Genomic DNA, 17,469 nt, shown 5'->3' with positions numbered 1-17,469 from the left:
GCGCCAATACTGACATCGATGAGCGCGACCGCGTCCCGGTCCTCCCGGCGACCTCGTCGCGCATCACGGCAGGGGAGGCCAACATGGTCGTCAAGCGGATAGCGGCGTCAGTGGTTCAACGTCAGGTCAAGTACGTCACTCCGGTTCCGGTGGCAGCCGCCAGGGGAACCCTCGGCGAGGTGTACGCGCAGGTGTCGGAGGAGATGGGGCTCGTCGTCCCACCGGTGCAGTTGCACTCGCCGGTGCCGGACCTGGCCGCCGCGTACTGGATGCTCATGCGCGAGACGCTGCTACCGGTCGGAGCGGTGGATCGGCAGACCAAGGAGGCGGTGGCGACCGCGGTGTCGGTGGCCAACATCTGCCCGTACTGCGTGGACATGCACAGCCTCGGCATGTACGAGCTGGGCACCGAGCACGACGCGGAGGCGCTGGTCGCCGACAAGGTCGAGGAGCTCGACGACGAGCACACCCGGTTGGTGGCGACGTGGGCCCGGGTGGCGCACCAACCCGAGGCGGCCCTGGCCGGCGTGTTGCCGTTCGGGCCGGCGGAGCGGGCCGAGCTGGTCGGCGTGGTGGTGGCGATGCACTACCTGAGCCGGATGGTGAACGTGTTCCTGTCCAGCTTCCTCATTCCGCCCCGGCTCAACGCCGCCGGCCGCCGCCGGTTCAAGCGCGGCGCCAGCATCATGCTGCGCTCGACCCTGCGCGCCGAACGTCTGCCCGGACGGTCGGTGGAGCTGCTGCCGTCGGCCCCGCTGCCGTCCGGGGCGGAGTGGGCGGCCGGGGATCCGGCGATCGCGTCGGCGGTCGGTCGCGCCGACGCCACGTTCGAGGCGGCCGGCGTCCGGTCGCTCACCCCGACCGTACGGGACCTGGTCCGGCGTCGGCTGGGGCAGTGGCGCGGCGAGGAGACCGGGTTGAGCCGTCGCTGGTGTGAGCGGCTGGTCGAGGAGATGCCGCCGGCGGAACAGGTCGCCGCCCGGCTGGCCCTGCTGACCGCGTTCGCGTCCTACCAGGTCGACGAGCACGTGGTGCGGGAGTTCCGTACCTGGCACCCGGACGACACGGCGCTACTCGACGTCACGGCGTGGGCGAGCTACGTCGCCGCCCGCCAGGTGGGCACCTGGTACGCCCCGGCGACCCTGGCCGCGGGCCCGGTGGAGCCGTCGCCGGGCCGGTGAGAACGCGGCTCGGCCCCTCGCAAGACAGCAATTACGAATAACTCGGCGCGCGGACAACCTGACAACCTGTAACGGTCGGCGATCCCTGTCGTCGTGCAGGCAAACAGCGACCCCCGCACCATCCCCGCTGGAGGAGAAATGACGGCCTACACCGCCCCGGCTGGCGGTTCCGCAGCCGGCCTGATCGATCGGTTGAACGGCGCCCGTCATCGGGCGGCACTGAACGTGTTCATGCTCATCGTGCTCGCCCACTGGGCCGAGCACCTGACCCAGGCGTTCCAGATCTGGGTCCTCGACCGGCCGGTGAAGCAGTCCCGTGGCGTACTCGGCCAGTGGTTCCCGTGGCTGGTCAGCTCCGAGTGGCTGCACTACGGGTACGCCCTGGTGATGCTCACCGGACTGTGGCTGCTGCGCAAGGGTTTCGTCGGGCGCGCCCGTACCTGGTGGATGGTGGCGTTCGCCATCCAGTTCTGGCACCACATCGAGCACCTGCTGCTGTTCATCCAGGCACAGGCCGGCGTGCTCTTCTTCGGCAAGGCGGTGCCGACCAGCGTGGCCCAACTGGTGTTCCCCCGGGTGGAGCTGCACCTGCTCTACAACACCATCGTGTTCCTGCCCATGGTCGTCGCGATGTACTACCACCTGCGGCCGAGCCCGGCGGAGCGGGCGCAGGCGGACTGCAACTGCGCCCCGGACCGGGAACTCGTTTCGTCGGGCCACCGGTAGTCGTGCTCGACGCGGTATCAGCGGCCGGCGAGACGGAACCCGCCTCGCCGGCCCGGCCACGTCGGTGGCGGACCCGACTCGGCACGGTGCTGGTGGTTTTCGCGGCACTGGCGATCGGCGTACCGGCGGTCGTGGGTGGACCGGAGGTCGAGCTGACCGGGATCAGCCCGGCCGACGGCGCGACGGTGCCCGGACCGCCGGTCGAGGTGGCGCTGGACTTCACCGGGCCGGTCGTCTCCGACGACTTCCACGTCACGGTCGCGAACCTGCGCGGCGCGGTGGTGAGCAGTGGCGCGGCGCGACTGGATGGTCAACGGGTAGTGGTGCCGGTCGGTCTGCTGCCGGCCGGCGGCTACCGGGTGGCGTACCACGTGGCGCTCGCCGACGGGCGGGAGCTGGACGGGGTGACCGACTTCACCGTCGCGGGCGGCTCGGAACGCTGGGTCGCACCGGCGCCGGAGGCCGCTCCGACCGGCGCCCACGGCCACGGCGGCGCCGACCCGCTGAGCATCGTGTTGACCTGCGTCGCCCTCCTGCTCATCGGCGCGCTCCTGAACCTTCTGCTCCGCCGCCCCCGCCCGCGTTGAGCGGTGGCGAAAAGGGGCCTCGGTACGCCGGGGCCCCTTTGCCGTAGCCGGGTGTCGCCGCCGCTGGGAGGTGCGGTGAACAGGGCACGAGAGGAGACGTGGCGCCTCGGTCGAGCACCCACGATGGAGTTGTCGCCGTCGATGGCCACGCCACAACCCCGGCGCAGGAGGAAATCATGGCCGCCCACTCCGACCACCTACCCGAATACGAAGTCTGGCGCACGAAAATACGGGAGTCGGTCAGTTCGCCCTCGGAGCCGCACTGAGCGGTCCCGTCGGGAACCGGGTCGACCATTTTCGTGTACAGTTCCCCGACGGATGCCACCCGTGGGCAGGGAAGCATCCGGAGGAACTCAGGCGTGCGTCCACCGCCGACCCTTCCGAACACCGGCGCCGCCTGACCCAGCCGACGGGTCGAGGCAATACGCCCACTTACTTCCATTAAGCGTTATTTGTAATGACTCACATCAATTAAAACGTTCGAACTCCCGGTTGACCGTCCGGGATCGACGGGCCACCGGCCGACAAGCGGTGCGCCGGATCACTTCGACGACAAGGAATGCCTGGTCAGGTGGTCCGATGGCGGTCGGTAGGGAGGCTTGCGGCGCTCGATCAGGTATGGCAGCATTCATGAGCGAACCCCACAAAACCCTGGAGTTCGATGAAAATTTCGACACTGAGCAGGCAGAGTGGGGTCTCGGTTGCGACGATCAAGTTCTATCTCAGAGAACAACTACTACCGCCGGGTACACCCACTGCACGAAATCAAGCCGAATATAACCAAGACCATCTTACGCGATTAAAACTGATCCGCGTGTTCACCGGCATAGGAATGATGAGCCTTGCCTGTGTCCGCGAGGTACTGACGGCGATCGACGACAAAGGTCTCACAGCGCAGGGCCTGGCGAGGGTTATCACCAGGGCGCTGCTCGCGGACCACACGCCGGAGGAGTCCGAACCCGACCCCAGGGATTCGTCGCAGTCCCGCATCGACGAGTTCGTCGACAATGTCGGCTGGCAGGTCGAGCCCGACGCGCCGGCCCGGAGCACCCTGGCGCAGGTCTTCACCGCGTTGCAGTACCTCGGCTGGGACGGCGAGGCAGAGGTCTTCGAGCTGTACGCCTCCACCGCCGAATCCCTGGCCAGGCGGGAGGTGGTGGCCGCTCCGCCGCAGGAGAGCGCGGCCGCCCTGGTCGCGCGCACCGTGCTCTACGAGGTTGCCTTCGCCGCCATGCGCCGGATGGCGTACGAGCACCATCTCGCGCTTCGCGCCGGGAACGGCCCCGCACCCGACCCGGACGAGCCGGCCGACTGAGCGATCACCAACGGTAGTCATGGTCAGCGGGACGCGACGTGGTCCTCGTACTCGTCGTGGAGTCGCCACCACTGGTAGGGCGGCGACTGCGGCCATCCGGCGGGCGAGTCCTCCCAGTCCTCCTGCCGGCCGAGCGGGGTCATGTCCAGCAGGTTGAAGTCGATCCGGAGCCGGTCGGCTCCCCGGCGGGTGGTGAAGTAGCTGCGGAACACGCTGTCGCCGTCGCGGAGGAAGACACTCAGCCCGAACCCCCCGTCGATGCCACAGTCGGCGTTGAAGTCGCTGCCGTACGACGAGTACCAGGGCACCGTCCAACCCATCCGCGACTGGTACGGCCCGATCTCGGACTGGGGCGCGGGGGCCACCAGCACCAGGTTGGTGTCCCGGGCCCGCAGATGGGCCAGGTGCCCGATGTTGTCGGTGAAACTGGCGCAGCCGGGACAGCGGTGGTCGGAGCCCGCGGCCAGCATGAAGTGGTAGACGATGAGCTGGCGACGCCCGTCGAAGAGATCGAGCAGGCTCGCCTTGCCGCCTTCGGGGGTCTCGAACACGTACTCCTTCGGGAACGCGACCATCGGCAGCCTGCGCCGCTCGGCGGCCAGCGCGTCCTGGGCGCGGGTGGCTTCCTTCTCCTTGACGAGCAACGCGTCTCGGGCAGCCTGCCACTCGTCCGGTGACACGATCCGCGGGAGGTTCATGGCATCTCCTGGTCAGGGATTGTCGGGTGGTGGGCTTTCGCGCCGCCCTCGGGCGCGATTCCGGAGTCCGCCGTCCGGACTCGGGCTCATGCCACACATCGTCGTACGTCATTCTCACCGTAGCACTTACTCCTGAAAATGAAGTAGCTGTCTTCTTGATCGGAAGTAGTGGCATACATTGGTGGACGTGGTGGGCAAACGCAGATACGACGACGGATGCGGGGTCGCGCACGCGTTGGACCTGGTGGGCGAGCGCTGGGCCCTGTTGATCGTCCGCGACCTGCTGCTCGGCCCGAAGCGGTTCACCGACCTACAGGCCGGTCTGCCGGGGGCCGGGCCGAACGTGTTGTCGCAACGTCTGCGCGACCTACAGCACATCGGCGTGGTCCGCCGGCGCACCCTGCCGCCGCCCGCCGGTTCGCAGGTCTACGAGCTGACCGACTGGGGTGCCGAGCTCGAACCGATCGTCACCGCGATGGGGTTCTGGGGCGCCCGCTCACCCGTCGTACCCCGGACCGGGGAGGTCCGCGCCGACTCGACCATGCTCCTGTTGCGCAGCCACTTCCGTCCGCAACCGGCGCGCACCTGGACCGCGAGCTACGAGTTCCGGCTGGGCCGCGACATCTTCGCCGTACGGGTGGTCGACGGTCGGCTCGCCGAGCTGAGCCGGGGACAGGCGTACGACCGGCCGGACGCGGTCGTCGAGACCGACTCCATGACCCTGGGCGCGCTGCTGGGCGGGCAACAGCGGGTGGCAGCGGCGGTCACCACCGGGAAACTGAGGCTCACCGGGGACCCGGCGTCGGTCCGGCGGCTCTTCGACGCCTGCACCGCGGCGGTCCGCCCGGCCGCCACGACGGCTCCGGGCACCGGCACCGGCTGAACCGGTCGGCCCGACTTACGTCGAGGCGGAATGGATCTGTTTATCGGATCGGCACCCGCGTCCCGACTGCCGCTCGGAATCCCCCGACGACCCCGCCGGGACACCGGAATTCGGGGGTCCGGAGTTCGGCAACCAGGAAGATGCGATCTGTCCCGGTGGTGGCCAGGATTGTGGTGTTAGTGGTGACGGCGGTGGGACCGGGCAACCGGCCCGGAACCTGCCGACAGTCCCATTGGTGCCGTACGAATGGAGTCCCTGTCATGTCCACAAGCACCGTCAGCAAGGAAGACCAACTCAGCGCCTATTACGGCCCGTTCACCAGCGCGCAGGAAAAAGAGGTGCTCAGTGTGCCGCTGCGGCTGGTCGGGGCGTGGGCGCATAACGACGCCGACGGCGTGGCCGACGTGTTCACCGATGACGGCATCCTGATCCTGCCGGGTGACGTGTACAAGAAGGGCCGGGAAGAGGTCCGGGTCTTCATGGCGGCCGCGTACGCGGGTCCGTTCAAGGGCACCGGCGTGACCGGCAACCCGGTCGACGTGCGCTTCGTCTCCGACGACGTCGCGCTGCTGCGCACCCACGGCGGAATCCTGGCCCCGGGGGCGACCGACATCGACCCCCAGCTCGCCGTGCGTTCCACCTGGGTGTGTGTGAAGAAGGACGGCCAGTGGCAGCTCGCTGGCTACCAGAACAGCCCGCGGGGCGAAGGCGCCACCCTCCGCTGGTGACCACCTGACCGACGACAACACCGAGAGGGCATCATGACCAACGAGGCCGCCGCGCTTGTCGCGGGCGCCAAGCAATGGGCCAGTTACTACGGTGACTTCCCCAACGGGGAGGAAGGCGCGGTCCTGACCGCTCCACTGCGCATCCGGGCCGCCTGGGCGGCCAACGACGCGGACGCGTTCGCCGACATGTTCGTCGAGAACGGCAGCATGCTCGTCGGCGACCGGCAACTGATGAACCGCGAGGAGATCCGGTCGTACATGGCCGAGGCGTTCGCCGGAGGTTACGGCGGGTCGCGGCTGACCGAGGAACCGCGCGAGATCCGTCTGCTGACCGACTCGGTCGCCGTCGCCATCACCGAGGGCGGCGTCATTCGGAACGGGGACGAGAACCTCGCTCCCACCGACGAGGTCCGGACCATGTGGGTGCTCGTCAAGCACGACGGCTACTGGCGCGTTGCCTCGCACCAGACCAGCCCGATCAAGGGCTGAGTCGCGCATCTCGGAGCGTAACGGCGGGCGGGGGCGCAGGCCCCCGCCGGTCGCGCCCACCCACTACGACAAGGGAGATCAGCATGACTGCGCCGAAATCGTGGGGGGACGCGTCGGCGATTCTCGCTGCGGCAGGCGTCAAGGAGGACCCCTCCTACTACCGCGAGTTCACCGGGGATGACGAGAAGGCCGTACTCACGGTGGCCAAGCGGATTCAGGCGGCCTGGAAGACCAATGACGCGGACACGTTCGCCGATGTGTTCACCGAAAATGGCAGCCTGTTGATGCGGGACAACCAGTTGAAGAGCCGCGAGGAAATTCGGTCGTACATGGCCGAGGGTTTCAACGGCCCGCTCAAGGGTGCCTACGTGAAGGGTTGGCCGATCGAGATCAAGTTCTTCACCGACGACGTCGCCATGGTCATCACCGAGGGCGGGATCCTGTTCCCCGGCGATGCCGAGATCGCGGCCGAGAACTTCATCCGGGCCACCTGGATTATCGCCAAGCAGCCCGATGGTCAACTGAACCTCGTTTCTCACCAGAGCAGCCCCGTCAAGGGCTGACACGATAGGCCGTTCGGCGCGGGTTCGACCAGCGATGACCGGCGCGATAGCGGCTGGGGTGACGGTACGGATAACGACGTCACCTCAGCCTTGTCGCGCCCGGCGTGCGGCACGTACCCGATGCCCGTCCCACAAAACGCGCGCGGAACAAGCCGTGCCGCCGTTCACAGACCCGTGACCGCGACCGCTGGAGGGAAGATGAGCAGCACGACAAAGGCACCGCCGAGGGAAGAGCTGGTTCGGCGTGCCACGGAACTGGTGCCACTACTACGGAAGCACGCCGAGTGGACCGAGGAGAACCGGCGGCTGCACGACGAGACCATCGAGGGCCTCGCCGCCGCCGGTATCTTCCGGATGCGGACCCCGGCCCGGTACGGCGGTTACGAGTCGGACAGCCAGACCCTGAACGACGTCATGGTGCAGCTCGGCCGGGGCGACGGTGCGGTGGGCTGGACGGCGTCGGTGTGGGCCATTCCGGGGTGGATGGTCGGCATGTTCCCGGACGCGGTGCAGGACGAGGTGTACTCGACCCCGGACGTCCGGGTCTGCGGAACGCTCAGTCCGTCCGGCATGGCCACGCCGAAGGACGGCGGCATGGTGATCAACGGGCGGTGGAGCTTCATCAGTGGCGCCCTGCACAGCCACTGGCAGGAGATCATCGCCATGGCGCCGGCACCGGACGGGGTCAACATGTGGCCGGTCATGGCGCTGGTCCCGATGTCGGATCTCCAGGTCATCGACGACTGGTACGCCTCGGGCCTGAAGGGTTCCGGGAGCGTCACCACGGTCGCCAACGATCTCTTCGTCCCGCAGGAGCGCATCCTGCCGATGCCCGTGGTGCTCCAGGGGCAGACCGTCTCGGCGCTCAACGCCGGGATCCCGATGTACCGCAACCCGCTGATCGGCGTCGCCAACGCCAGTTCGGTCGGTACGGCGATCGGTCTGGCCGAGGCCGCCCGGGAGCTGTTCTTCGAGCGCCTCGGTGACCGCAAGATCACGTACACCAGCTACGACCACCAGGCCGAGGCGCCGATCACCCACTACAAGGTGACCGACGCGACGATGAAGATCGACCAGGCCAAGTTCCACGCCGACCGGATCACCCGACTGGTGGACACCAAGGGCGCCAGCGGCGATCAGTGGACGCTGGAGGAGCGGGCGCGTACGCGCGCCGACGTCGGCATGGTCTCCGCGCTGACCAAGGCGGCGGTGGACGTGTTGAGCCTGGCCAGCGGGGGATCGTCGGTCTACAGCAAGGTACCCATGCAGCGGATCACCCGGGACATCCACGCGTTCAACCTGCACGCGCTCCTCGCGCCGGAGCCGAACTTCGAGATCTACGGGCGGGTGCTCTGCGGGCTCGAACCCAACACGCTCTACATCTGAGAACGCGCCCGGCGACACCATCCGGTCCGGACCGGCGGCACGGCTCGTTACCGGCCGGACCGGATGGCGTCGCCGGCGGCACGTCGATCATCACTAGACTCGCAGGAGAGATCATGACTGTCGCGGTGGAGCGCACCGGTGTGACCACCTTCCGGGGTAGGCCCATCACGCTTCTCGGTACGGAGATCACGGTAGGCAGCAGGGCACCGGACTTCACGATTCTGGCCAACGACTTCTCACCGCTGACCCTGGCCTCGTCCGCCGGGTCCGTACGGATCTTCTCCGTGGTGCCGTCACTGGACACGGACGTCTGCGACCAGCAGACCCGCCGGTTCAACCAGGAAGCCGCGGCGATCGGTGGGGTTCGCGTCCTGACCGTCTCCGTCGACCTTCCGTTCGCACAGGGCCGGTGGTGCGGCGCGGCCGGCATCGACGGGGTCGAGACGGGATCCGATCACCGCGACCTCTCCTTCGGGCTGGCGTACGGTGTCGCCATCTCGGAGTTCCGGTTGCTCGCCCGAGCCGTCTTCGTGGTGGACGCCGACGACCAGGTGGTGCACGTCGAGTACGTGCCCGAGGTCGGCCAGCACCCGGACTACGCCGCGGCACTCGAAGCGGCGGGTAAAGCCGCGAGCTGAAGACGGTCACGGTGGACCGGCCCGCAGTCCGGGGCCGGTCCACCGTCGTGTGTGGAGCACAGCGTCGGGCATCGTGCTCATCCGTGTCGGCGCACCGCCGATCTGGGCACTGCCGACAATGCCGACGCACCGGCCAGGATTGCTCTGACCGGGTCAGACGGGCAACAACGCACACCAAGAGACGTAGGCGCGGCCCGGCCGGTTCACGATGGAGTTGCCGCCGTCGGTGGCCACGCCACACCCCAGCACAGGAGGAAATCATGGCCACCGCCCTGGGTTCGCTCCGCAATCTCCTCATGACACCGACACTCGCCGAAGTCAGCTTCCACGGGCGAGGCTTCCCCACCACCCCGAGCGACGTCACCCGCAAACTCGAAACAATCCCACAAACAGTGGTCTGCGGCTTCGAATGGGGCATTGACGCCCGCAACCTCTGGGAGATCGAACGTCGGGTCAACCTCGTCGAACCCGAACTGCACGGCTTCGCGTACGAGGGCGTCACCATGGCCTACACCATTCGCGACGCCATGAGTGGCCGACGCAACAAACTCACCGAAAAACTGCTCCGCGGCCCCGCCCAGCCCCACATCTTCCTCACCTATATCGGCATTGGCTTCGCCATGGCCAAACTCCCCCGCCCCCTCTGGAAAAACATCCTGCCCGACCTCACCGGCGTCCCCTACCACCCCACCATGAGCTGGCTCGCGATCGACGGCCTCGGCTTCGACCGCGCCTACTTCGACACCACGACCTGGATCACCGAACAGAAACAACCCACCCCCTACCCCTGGGACGGCTGGCCCGACTACTTTCCCCGCGCCTTCGACCAGGGCATCGGCCGTGCTCTCTGGTTCATCCACGGCGCCAACGTCACCGACGTCACCACCGCCGTCAACAACTTCCCCACCAGCCGACAAGCCGACCTGTGGAGCGGCGTCGGACTCGCCGCCACCTTCGCCGGTGGTTGCACCGCCCACGACCTCGGCACCCTCCGCCACAACGCCGGCGCACACGCCCCACACCTCGCCCAGGGGGCAATCTTCGCCGCCAAGGCGCGGACGTTCTCCGGCTACCAACCGCCACAGACCGAAACCGCCATCACGGCCCTGACCGATCTCACCGTCAGCACCGCCTCCACCCTCGCCGACGACGTCGCCGTCGGCGGACTCCACTCCGACGTGGTACCGGAATACGAGGTATGGCGCACGAAAATACGGGAGTCGGTCGGCACCCTCGAACGACACTGAACCGCTGACCACAGCGCACCCGGCTCGCCGCCCAGTTGCTCAGGTGGCGAGCCCCTGTCATTTTTTCTCTCGATTTGATCGGCATTCGCTCCGGTGGTGGTCTGGGCAATTCTGAAGAAGAAATGCCAGCCAACTACTGCGAGGATTGATTAGCGTCGAAGAATAGATGTTTGGGGAGCGTTCATGAAATCGTACCGGGCGCTGAGGCGCCGAATCCTGACACCGGACATCTCCGAGACCAAGCTCGAAGTCCGCGGTTTCCACGTCAAGGACAACGAGTCGAAAGAGATGCTGGAGACCGTCGGCCGGTCATTCCTGACCGGTTACGCGTACGCGGCCGAGGCGGCCACCGTCGCGGAAGCGGAGGAGCGGCTCGAAGGAGTGCCGACCCGCTTCCGCGGATTCGCTTACGAGGGTGCCGCGATGGGCTTCGCCGTACGCGAGGGACTGCCGATCGGTGGCCGGGGAATGGTCAGCGAGTTCCTCGCCGGCCGGGGCGACGACCACGTCTACATGGCGTACGTCGGTGTGGGTTGGGCGATGGCCCGGCTGCCGAGGTTCCGCTGGTCGTCCCTGACCGCCCCGGACCCGTTGCTGCGTTGGCTGGTGCTCGACGGCTACGGCTTCCACCAGGCGTACTTCAAGACCGAGCAGTACGTCTACCAGACGTACCAGGAGGAGAACTTCCCCTGGCCGGCCGGACCCACCCGCTGGTACGCGAACCGCGCCATCGACCAGGGCATCGGTCGGGCGCTGTGGTTCGTCGGCGGGACCGAGGCGGAGGTGGTCGCCGGACTGATCGACCGGTTCCCCGAACACCGCCGCTCGGACCTGTACAGCGGGGCGGGACTCGCGGCCACGTACGCCGGTGGCGGTGACGACACCGAGCTGCGCTGGTTCGCCAAGCACGCCGGGCCGTACCAGCGGCAGGTGGCGCAGGGTTCCGCGTTCGCCGCCGGTGCCCGGGTACGGGCCGGACTCGTGGTGCCGCACAACCGGATCGCCACCGAGATCTTCTGTGGCATGTCTCCGGAAGAGGCCCAGCAGGTGACCGACAACGCCCTGGTCGACCTGCCGGCCGACGGGGACGTCCCGGCCTGGGAGGTGTGGCGGCATCGGATCGCCGCCCACTTCGACTCCCTCGACACCGCCCCCTAGTCGTTTCCCGCACACCGCCGGTCGCGGACTGCGCGCAACAGCTGGCGTCCGCAGGAGAAGAGGTCGTGTCCATGTCCAAAATAGCCATCGTGGGAATGGCGTGCCGGTATCCGGACGCCACCTCACCGAGAGAACTGTGGGAGAACGCGGTCGCCGGTCGGCGCGCGTTCCGCCGGTTGCCCGACGTACGGATGCGGCTCGACGACTACTGGGACCCGGATCCCAAGGCGCCGGACCGCTTCTACGCCCGCAACGCCGCGGTCATCGAGGGGTACGAGTTCGACCGGATCGCGTACAAGGTCGCCGGCAGCACGTACCGCTCGACGGACCTCACCCACTGGTTGGCGCTCGACACCGCCGCCCTGGCGCTCGCCGACGCGGGCTTCCCGATGGCCGAGGGCGTGCCGCACGAGCGGACCGGTGTGGTGGTCGGGAACACCCTGACCGGCGAGTTCTCCCGCGCCAACCAGCTCCGCCTGCGCTGGCCGTACGTGCGGCGGATGGTCGCGGCGGCGCTGAAGGAGCAGGACTGGGACGACGACCAGCTCGGCTCGTTCCTGGAGGACTTCGAGGCCACGTTCAAGAGCCCGTTCCCGGAGATCGACGAGGACACCCTGGCCGGTGGCCTGTCGAACACCATCTCGGGGCGGATCTGCAACCACTTCGACCTCAAGGGCGGCGGGTACACCGTCGACGGTGCCTGCTCGTCGTCGCTGCTGTCGGTGGCCACGGCATGCAAGGCCCTGCTCGACGGCGACCTCGACGTGATGGTCGCCGGCGGGGTGGACCTCTCGATCGACCCGTTCGAGATCATCGGTTTCGCCAAGACCGGCGCGCTCGCCACCGGTGAGATGCGCGTCTACGACCGCCACTCGAACGGCTTCTGGCCGGGCGAGGGCTGCGGCATGGTCGTGCTGATGCGCGAGGACGAGGCCCGCCGGGCCGGTCACCGCATCTACGCCTCGATCGCCGGCTGGGGCATCTCCTCCGACGGCAAGGGCAGCATCACCCGACCGGAGGTCAGCGGCTACCGGCTGGCGTTGCGTCGGGCGTACGAGCGGGCCGGTTTCGGGATCGAGACGGTCAGCATGTTCGAGGGCCACGGCACCGGCACCAAGGTCGGCGACACCAACGAGCTGACCGCCCTGACCCAGGCCCGGCGGGAGGCCGACCCGAACGCGCGGCCGGCGGCGCTCAGCTCGGTCAAGGGCATGATCGGGCACACCAAGGCCGCGGCCGGGGTGGCCGGTCTGATCAAGGCCGCGATGGCGGTGCACCACGAGGTGATCCCGCCGACGATCGGCTGTGTCGACCCGCACGAGCTGCTCGACGGCAAGGGCGCCGCGCTGCGGGCGCTGCGCAAGGCGGAGCCGTGGGCGGGCGACGCCCCGGTCCGGGCCGGCATCACCGCGATGGGCTTCGGTGGCATCAACACCCACATCGTGCTGGAGAACGACCAGCCGCGCCGGCGGGTGCGGTTCGACACCCGTACGAAGGCTCTGGCCTCCTCGTCGCAGGACGCCGAGTTGCTGCTGATCGACGCGGGTTCGCCGACCGAGCTGCGGGAGCGGGTGCAGCGGCTGATCGACTTCGTGCCGGAGGTGGCGTACGCCCAGCTCGGTGACCTGGCCGCGACCCTGCACCGGGAGCTGCGCGAGCTGCCGTACCGGGCGGCGATCGTGGTCTCCTCCCCGGAGGAGGCCGAGGCGCGGCTGCGCCGGGTGGCCGACGCGCTGGACGCGGGCGAGACCCAGCTCTTCGCCGCCGACGGCGGCATCCTGCTCGGGCACGTACGCGGGCCCGGCCGGATCGGTTACCTCTTCCCCGGTCAGGGTTCGGGTCGGGGCACCAGCGGTGGCGCGCTGCGCCGCCGGTTCGCCGAGGCCGCCGAGGTGTACGACCAGGCCGCGTTGCCGACCTCGGGTGACATGGTGGCGACGTCGGTGGCCCAGCCCCGGATCGTGACCGGCTCGATGGCCGGCGTCCGGGTGCTGTCGACCCTCGGTCTGGAAGCGGTCGTCGGGGTCGGGCACAGCCTGGGCGAGATCTCCGCGTTGCAGTGGGCCGGTGCCATGGACGAGGAGACGCTGCTGCGGGTCGCCGCACTGCGCGGTCAGACCATGGCCGAGAACAGCGCCACCGGTACGATGGCCGGCCTCGCCGCGTCGCCGGCCGTGACCGCCGACCTGACCGCCGGTCTGCCGGTGGTCATCGCGGGTTACAACGGCCCGCAGCAGACCGTCATCGCCGGTCCGGTGGACGCCGTCGAGGAGACCTGCGCACGGGCGCGGGCGGCGGGACTCACCGCCACCCGACTGTCGGTGTCGCACGCGTTCCACTCGCCGCTGGTGGCGCCGGCGGCGGCGGCGTTCGCCGCGACGCTGGCCGACCAGAACTTCGGCCGGGTCGAGCGGCGGGTGATCTCGACCGTGACCGGCGAGACGCTGGCCGCGCAGACCGACCTGCCGGCGCTGCTGCACCGGCAGATCACCGACCCGGTGCTGTTCAGCCAGGCGATCGCCGTCGCGGCCAAGGAGGTCGACCTGTTCGTCGAGGTCGGGCCCGGCCGGGTGCTCAGCGGCCTGGTCGGTACGGCGGAGGTGCCCGCGGTCGCGCTGGACACCGACGACGAGTCGATCTCCGGCCTGCTCCGGGTGGTCGGCGCGGCGTACGTGGTCGGTGCGAGCCCGGTCGACTCGGCCCTGTTCCACGGTCGGCTGATCCGGCCGTTGCAGGTCGGCACCGAGTTCAGGTTCTTCGCCAGCCCCTGCGAGGCGGCCCCGCCGCTGGACATCGCCACCCGGCGACGGGTGCCCACCGCGCCGGCCGCGCCGGCCGGCGCCACCGAGCCGGTGGCCGGGCAGGCCGGCGAGTCGACCGCCCACCTGATCCGTCGGCTGGCGGCCGAACGCGCCGAACTGCCGCTGGAACTGGTCCACGACTCCAGCCGGCTCCTCGACGACCTGCATCTGAGTTCGATCACCGTGGGACAGGTCGTCAGCCAGGTCGCCACCCAGCTGGGCATGCCGGCCGCGCAGGCGCCGACCAACCTGGCCACCGCGACCGTACGCGAGCTCGCCGACGCGTTGGAGGCGCTGGCCGCGACCGCGCACAGCGGTGACCTGGCCCAGACGCAGTTGGTGGCCGGTGCCGCCGCCTGGGCTCGGCCGTGGACGCTGGACCTGGACGAGATGCCGTTGCCGGCCCGACCGACCGGTGGTGCCACGCCGGGCGGCGAGTGGCAGCTGTTCACCAACCCCGACAACCCGCTCGCCGAACCGCTGCGGTACGCGTTGCAGCGGGCGAACCTCGGCTCCGGGGTGCTGGTCTGCCTGCCCGAGGGCTGCACCGAGGAGCAGCTCGAATTCGCGCTGCGGGGTGCCCAGACGGTGCTCGCCGGCACGGCCGGTGACCGGTTCGTGCTGGTCCAGCACGACCGGGGCGCGGCCGGGCTGGCCAAGACGCTGCACCTGGAGTCGCCGAAGGTGCGTACGACGATCGTCCACCTGCCGGTGACGGCGGCGGCGGTCGACCAGGTGGTGGCCGAGGTCGCCGCGACCGCGGACTACGCCGAGGCGTACTACGACGAGGCCGGCGTACGGCGGGTGCCGACGCTGCGGGTGATGCCGGTCGAACCGACGCACACGGTGGCACCGCTGGACAGCACCGACGTGCTGCTGGTCACCGGTGGCGGCAAGGGCATCACGGCCGAGTGCGCGCTGGCCATGGTGCAGGACAGCGGGGCGAGCCTCGCCGTCCTGGGCCGCTCCGACCCGGCCGCCGACGAGGAACTGGCGGCCAACCTGAAGCGGATGGCCGACCTCGGGGTGAACGTACGTTACGCGCGGGCCGACGTGACGAACCCGGAGCAGGTGGCCACGGCGGTCGCGGAACTGGCCGGACAACTGGGTCCGATCACCGCGCTGCTGCACGGCGCGGGGCGCAACGAGCCGGCCGGGCTGACCAGTCTCGACATGGCGGCGTTCCGGCAGACGTTCGCACCGAAGCTGGACGGGCTCCGGGTGGTGCTCGACGCGGTCGGGCCGGAGCGGCTGCGCCTGCTGGTGACGCTGGGCAGCATCATCGGCCGGGCCGGTCTGCGCGGCGAGGCGCACTACGCCACCGCCAACGAGTGGCTGGCCGACCTGACCCGCGAGGTCGGGCGGTCGTACCCGGACTGCCGCAGCATCTGCCTGGAGTGGTCGGTCTGGTCCGGCGTGGGCATGGGCGAGCGGCTGTCGGTGGTGGAGTCGCTGACCCGCGACGGCATCACCCCGGTCACCCCCGACCAGGGCATCGCGATCCTGCGGCGGCTGCTGGCCGACCCGGAGACGCCCGAGGTCGTGGTGATCAGCGGGCGTACCGAGGGTATCGGGACCGTCCGCTACGACCTGCCGACGCTGCCGCTGCTGCGCTTCGTCGACCGGCCGCTGGTCCGCTACCACGGGGTCGAGCTGGTCACCGAGGTCGACCTCAACGGCGGCACCGACCTGTACCTGCCCGATCACCTGCTCGACGGCAACCTGCTGATGCCGGCGGTGTTCGGGATGGAGGCGATGGCCCAGGTGACGTCCGCGGTGACCGGCTGGACCGAGGTGCCGGTGATCGAGAACGCGCAGTTCCTGCGGCCGATAGTGGTGCCCCCGGAGGGCAGCACCCGGATCCGGATCGCCGCGGTGGTCACCGGTACCGACACGGTGGACGTGGTGATCCAGAGCGCGGAGACGGCGTTCGCCGCCGAGCACTTCCGGGCCCGGCTGCGCCGGGGCGACGGGGCGATCCCGGACGGGCCGCCGGAGCAGGTCCCGGCGGGGCTGCCGGTGGTGGCACTGGAGCCGGACCGGGACCTGTACGGCGACGTCCTGTTCCAGGGCCCCCGGTTCCAGCGGGTACGCCGCTACCACCGCTCCGCCGCCCGCGACGTCGACGCTGACCTGGCCGCCGACGCGTCGGTGGACTGGTTCGCCGGCTACCTGCCGGGTGAGCTGCTGCTCGGTGACCCCGGCGTACGGGACGCGCTGATGCACGGCAACCAGGTGTGCGTACCCGACGCGACCCTGCTGCCGGCCGGCATCGAGCGGGTCTACCCGGCGGGGGCACGGATGTCGGGCACCGAGGAGTTGCGGTACTGCGCCACCGAGCGCAGCCGCGACGGCGACACCTACGTGTACGACATCGTGCTGCGGGACCGGACCGGCGAGGTTGTCGAGCGCTGGGAGGGTCTGTCGCTGCGGGCCGTACGCAAGAACGACGCGCGTGGTCCGTGGGCGGCGCCGCTGCTCGGGTCGTACCTGGAACGGGCCATCGGTGATCTGCTCGGCGCCCAGGTGGCGGTGGCGGTCGAGCCGGACCCGGCCGGCGCCCCGCAGGGCGACGGTGACCTGGTCGCGACCCGGCGGGCGCACACCGCGCTCGGCGCCGGTCGGGCCTTCGGGCGGCCGGTGGAGATCCGCTACCGCCCCGACGGCCGTCCGGAGGTCGACGGCGACCGGGCCCTGTCCAGCGCCCACGGCGCCGGGCTCACCCTCTGCGTCGCCGGCACCGGTCCGATCGGTTGCGACGTGGAGGAGGCCACGGCCCGACCGGCGTCGGTCTGGCAGAGCCTGCTCGGCCCGCACCACGAACTGGCCGTCCTCATCGGGGAGATGACCGGGGAGAGCGCGGACATCGCGGCGACCCGGGTCTGGGCGGCGATCGAGTGCCTACAGAAGGCGGGGCGCACGATCCACGCTCCGCTGTCGCTGCTGCCGTCGGAGCGGGCCGGCTGGACCGTGCTTGTCTCCGGTGAGCTGCGGGTCGCGGTGTTCGTCACCAATGTCCGGGACGTCGCCGGCCCCGTGGCATTCGCCATCCTGACCGAAGGGCGTTGA

At 69.6% G+C, this 17,469-nt stretch carries 14 protein-coding genes; 13 read left to right on the top strand and 1 reads right to left on the bottom strand.

What is annotated here, in order from left to right; translation table 11 throughout:
- Positions 1-83 precede the first annotated feature (83 nt).
- The 4 genes from OG792_RS04990 to OG792_RS04975 all read left to right on the top strand — a co-directional run bounded on the left by OG792_RS04990 (position 84) and on the right by OG792_RS04975 (position 3,809).
- On the top strand, positions 84-1,181 hold the full coding sequence (locus tag OG792_RS04990) for a carboxymuconolactone decarboxylase family protein (protein WP_329107760.1): 1,098 nt from the start codon (positions 84-86) through the stop codon (positions 1,179-1,181).
- 138 nt (positions 1,182-1,319) lie between these two features.
- Positions 1,320-1,907: a hypothetical protein gene (locus OG792_RS04985; protein WP_329107758.1), complete on the top strand. Its 588-nt coding sequence runs from the start codon at positions 1,320-1,322 to the stop codon at positions 1,905-1,907.
- Between the two features lie 86 nt (positions 1,908-1,993).
- Positions 1,994-2,494 (top strand): copper resistance CopC family protein, encoded by a 501-nt coding sequence (locus OG792_RS04980; protein ID WP_329107756.1) that lies wholly within the window; start codon positions 1,994-1,996, stop codon positions 2,492-2,494.
- Between the two features lie 661 nt (positions 2,495-3,155).
- On the top strand, positions 3,156-3,809 hold the full coding sequence (locus tag OG792_RS04975) for a MerR family transcriptional regulator (protein WP_329107754.1): 654 nt from the start codon (positions 3,156-3,158) through the stop codon (positions 3,807-3,809).
- Between the two features lie 23 nt (positions 3,810-3,832).
- Here OG792_RS04975 and OG792_RS04970 read toward each other — a convergent pair whose 3' ends face one another.
- On the bottom strand, positions 3,833-4,507 hold the full coding sequence (locus tag OG792_RS04970) for a DUF899 domain-containing protein (protein ID WP_329107752.1): 675 nt from the start codon (positions 4,505-4,507) through the stop codon (positions 3,833-3,835).
- A 190-nt stretch (positions 4,508-4,697) separates the two neighbouring features.
- Between OG792_RS04970 and OG792_RS04965 the strand changes: the two genes are divergently transcribed.
- From OG792_RS04965 to OG792_RS04925, 9 genes are all read left to right on the top strand, one after another.
- Entirely contained in the window at positions 4,698-5,390 is a 693-nt protein-coding gene (locus tag OG792_RS04965) for a winged helix-turn-helix transcriptional regulator (protein ID WP_329107750.1), read from the top strand.
- A gap of 260 nt (positions 5,391-5,650) precedes the next feature.
- Positions 5,651-6,118 (top strand): SgcJ/EcaC family oxidoreductase, encoded by a 468-nt coding sequence (locus OG792_RS04960; RefSeq protein ID WP_329107749.1) that lies wholly within the window; start codon positions 5,651-5,653, stop codon positions 6,116-6,118.
- 33 nt (positions 6,119-6,151) lie between these two features.
- Entirely contained in the window at positions 6,152-6,607 is a 456-nt protein-coding gene (locus OG792_RS04955) for an SgcJ/EcaC family oxidoreductase (protein WP_329107747.1), read from the top strand.
- Between the two features lie 83 nt (positions 6,608-6,690).
- Positions 6,691-7,170: an SgcJ/EcaC family oxidoreductase gene (locus OG792_RS04950; RefSeq protein ID WP_329107745.1), complete on the top strand. Its 480-nt coding sequence runs from the start codon at positions 6,691-6,693 to the stop codon at positions 7,168-7,170.
- A 198-nt stretch (positions 7,171-7,368) separates the two neighbouring features.
- A complete protein-coding gene (locus OG792_RS04945; protein ID WP_329107743.1) occupies positions 7,369-8,556 on the top strand; it encodes an acyl-CoA dehydrogenase family protein in 1,188 nt (395 codons plus the stop codon).
- A gap of 113 nt (positions 8,557-8,669) precedes the next feature.
- Positions 8,670-9,194: a thiol peroxidase gene (gene tpx, locus OG792_RS04940; RefSeq protein WP_329107741.1), complete on the top strand. Its 525-nt coding sequence runs from the start codon at positions 8,670-8,672 to the stop codon at positions 9,192-9,194.
- Between the two features lie 260 nt (positions 9,195-9,454).
- Positions 9,455-10,441 carry a DUF1702 family protein gene (locus OG792_RS04935; RefSeq protein ID WP_329107739.1) on the top strand — a complete coding sequence of 329 codons (987 nt, stop codon included), beginning with the start codon at positions 9,455-9,457 and terminating at the stop codon, positions 10,439-10,441.
- Positions 10,442-10,624: 183 nt separating this feature from the next.
- A complete protein-coding gene (locus OG792_RS04930) occupies positions 10,625-11,599 on the top strand; it encodes a DUF1702 family protein (protein WP_329107737.1) in 975 nt (324 codons plus the stop codon).
- A 71-nt stretch (positions 11,600-11,670) separates the two neighbouring features.
- Positions 11,671-17,469, top strand: a complete 5,799-nt coding sequence (locus tag OG792_RS04925; RefSeq protein WP_329107735.1) for a type I polyketide synthase — start codon at positions 11,671-11,673, stop codon at positions 17,467-17,469.

Source organism: Micromonospora sp. NBC_01699, from assembly GCF_036250065.1.
Lineage (GTDB): Bacteria > Actinomycetota > Actinomycetes > Mycobacteriales > Micromonosporaceae > Micromonospora_G.
This window is presented reverse-complemented; position numbering and strand designations above follow the sequence as displayed.

Excerpts from the sequence above, each read along its gene's own strand:
- OG792_RS04990 (WP_329107760.1), top strand. The coding sequence starts at position 84 with ATGGTCGTCAAGCGGATAGCGGCGTCAGTGGTTCAACGTCAGGTCAAG.
- OG792_RS04930 (WP_329107737.1), top strand. The coding sequence starts at position 10,625 with ATGAAATCGTACCGGGCGCTGAGGCGCCGAATCCTGACACCGGACATC.
- OG792_RS04960 (WP_329107749.1), top strand. The coding sequence starts at position 5,651 with ATGTCCACAAGCACCGTCAGCAAGGAAGACCAACTCAGCGCCTATTAC.
- OG792_RS04925 (WP_329107735.1), top strand. The coding sequence starts at position 11,671 with ATGTCCAAAATAGCCATCGTGGGAATGGCGTGCCGGTATCCGGACGCC.
- OG792_RS04935 (WP_329107739.1), top strand. The coding sequence starts at position 9,455 with ATGGCCACCGCCCTGGGTTCGCTCCGCAATCTCCTCATGACACCGACA.
- OG792_RS04955 (WP_329107747.1), top strand. The coding sequence starts at position 6,152 with ATGACCAACGAGGCCGCCGCGCTTGTCGCGGGCGCCAAGCAATGGGCC.
- OG792_RS04945 (WP_329107743.1), top strand. The coding sequence starts at position 7,369 with ATGAGCAGCACGACAAAGGCACCGCCGAGGGAAGAGCTGGTTCGGCGT.
- OG792_RS04975 (WP_329107754.1), top strand. The coding sequence starts at position 3,156 with ATGAAAATTTCGACACTGAGCAGGCAGAGTGGGGTCTCGGTTGCGACG.
- OG792_RS04950 (WP_329107745.1), top strand. The coding sequence starts at position 6,691 with ATGACTGCGCCGAAATCGTGGGGGGACGCGTCGGCGATTCTCGCTGCG.
- tpx (WP_329107741.1), top strand. The coding sequence starts at position 8,670 with ATGACTGTCGCGGTGGAGCGCACCGGTGTGACCACCTTCCGGGGTAGG.
- OG792_RS04970 (WP_329107752.1), bottom strand. The coding sequence starts at position 4,507 with ATGAACCTCCCGCGGATCGTGTCACCGGACGAGTGGCAGGCTGCCCGA.
- OG792_RS04985 (WP_329107758.1), top strand. The coding sequence starts at position 1,320 with ATGACGGCCTACACCGCCCCGGCTGGCGGTTCCGCAGCCGGCCTGATC.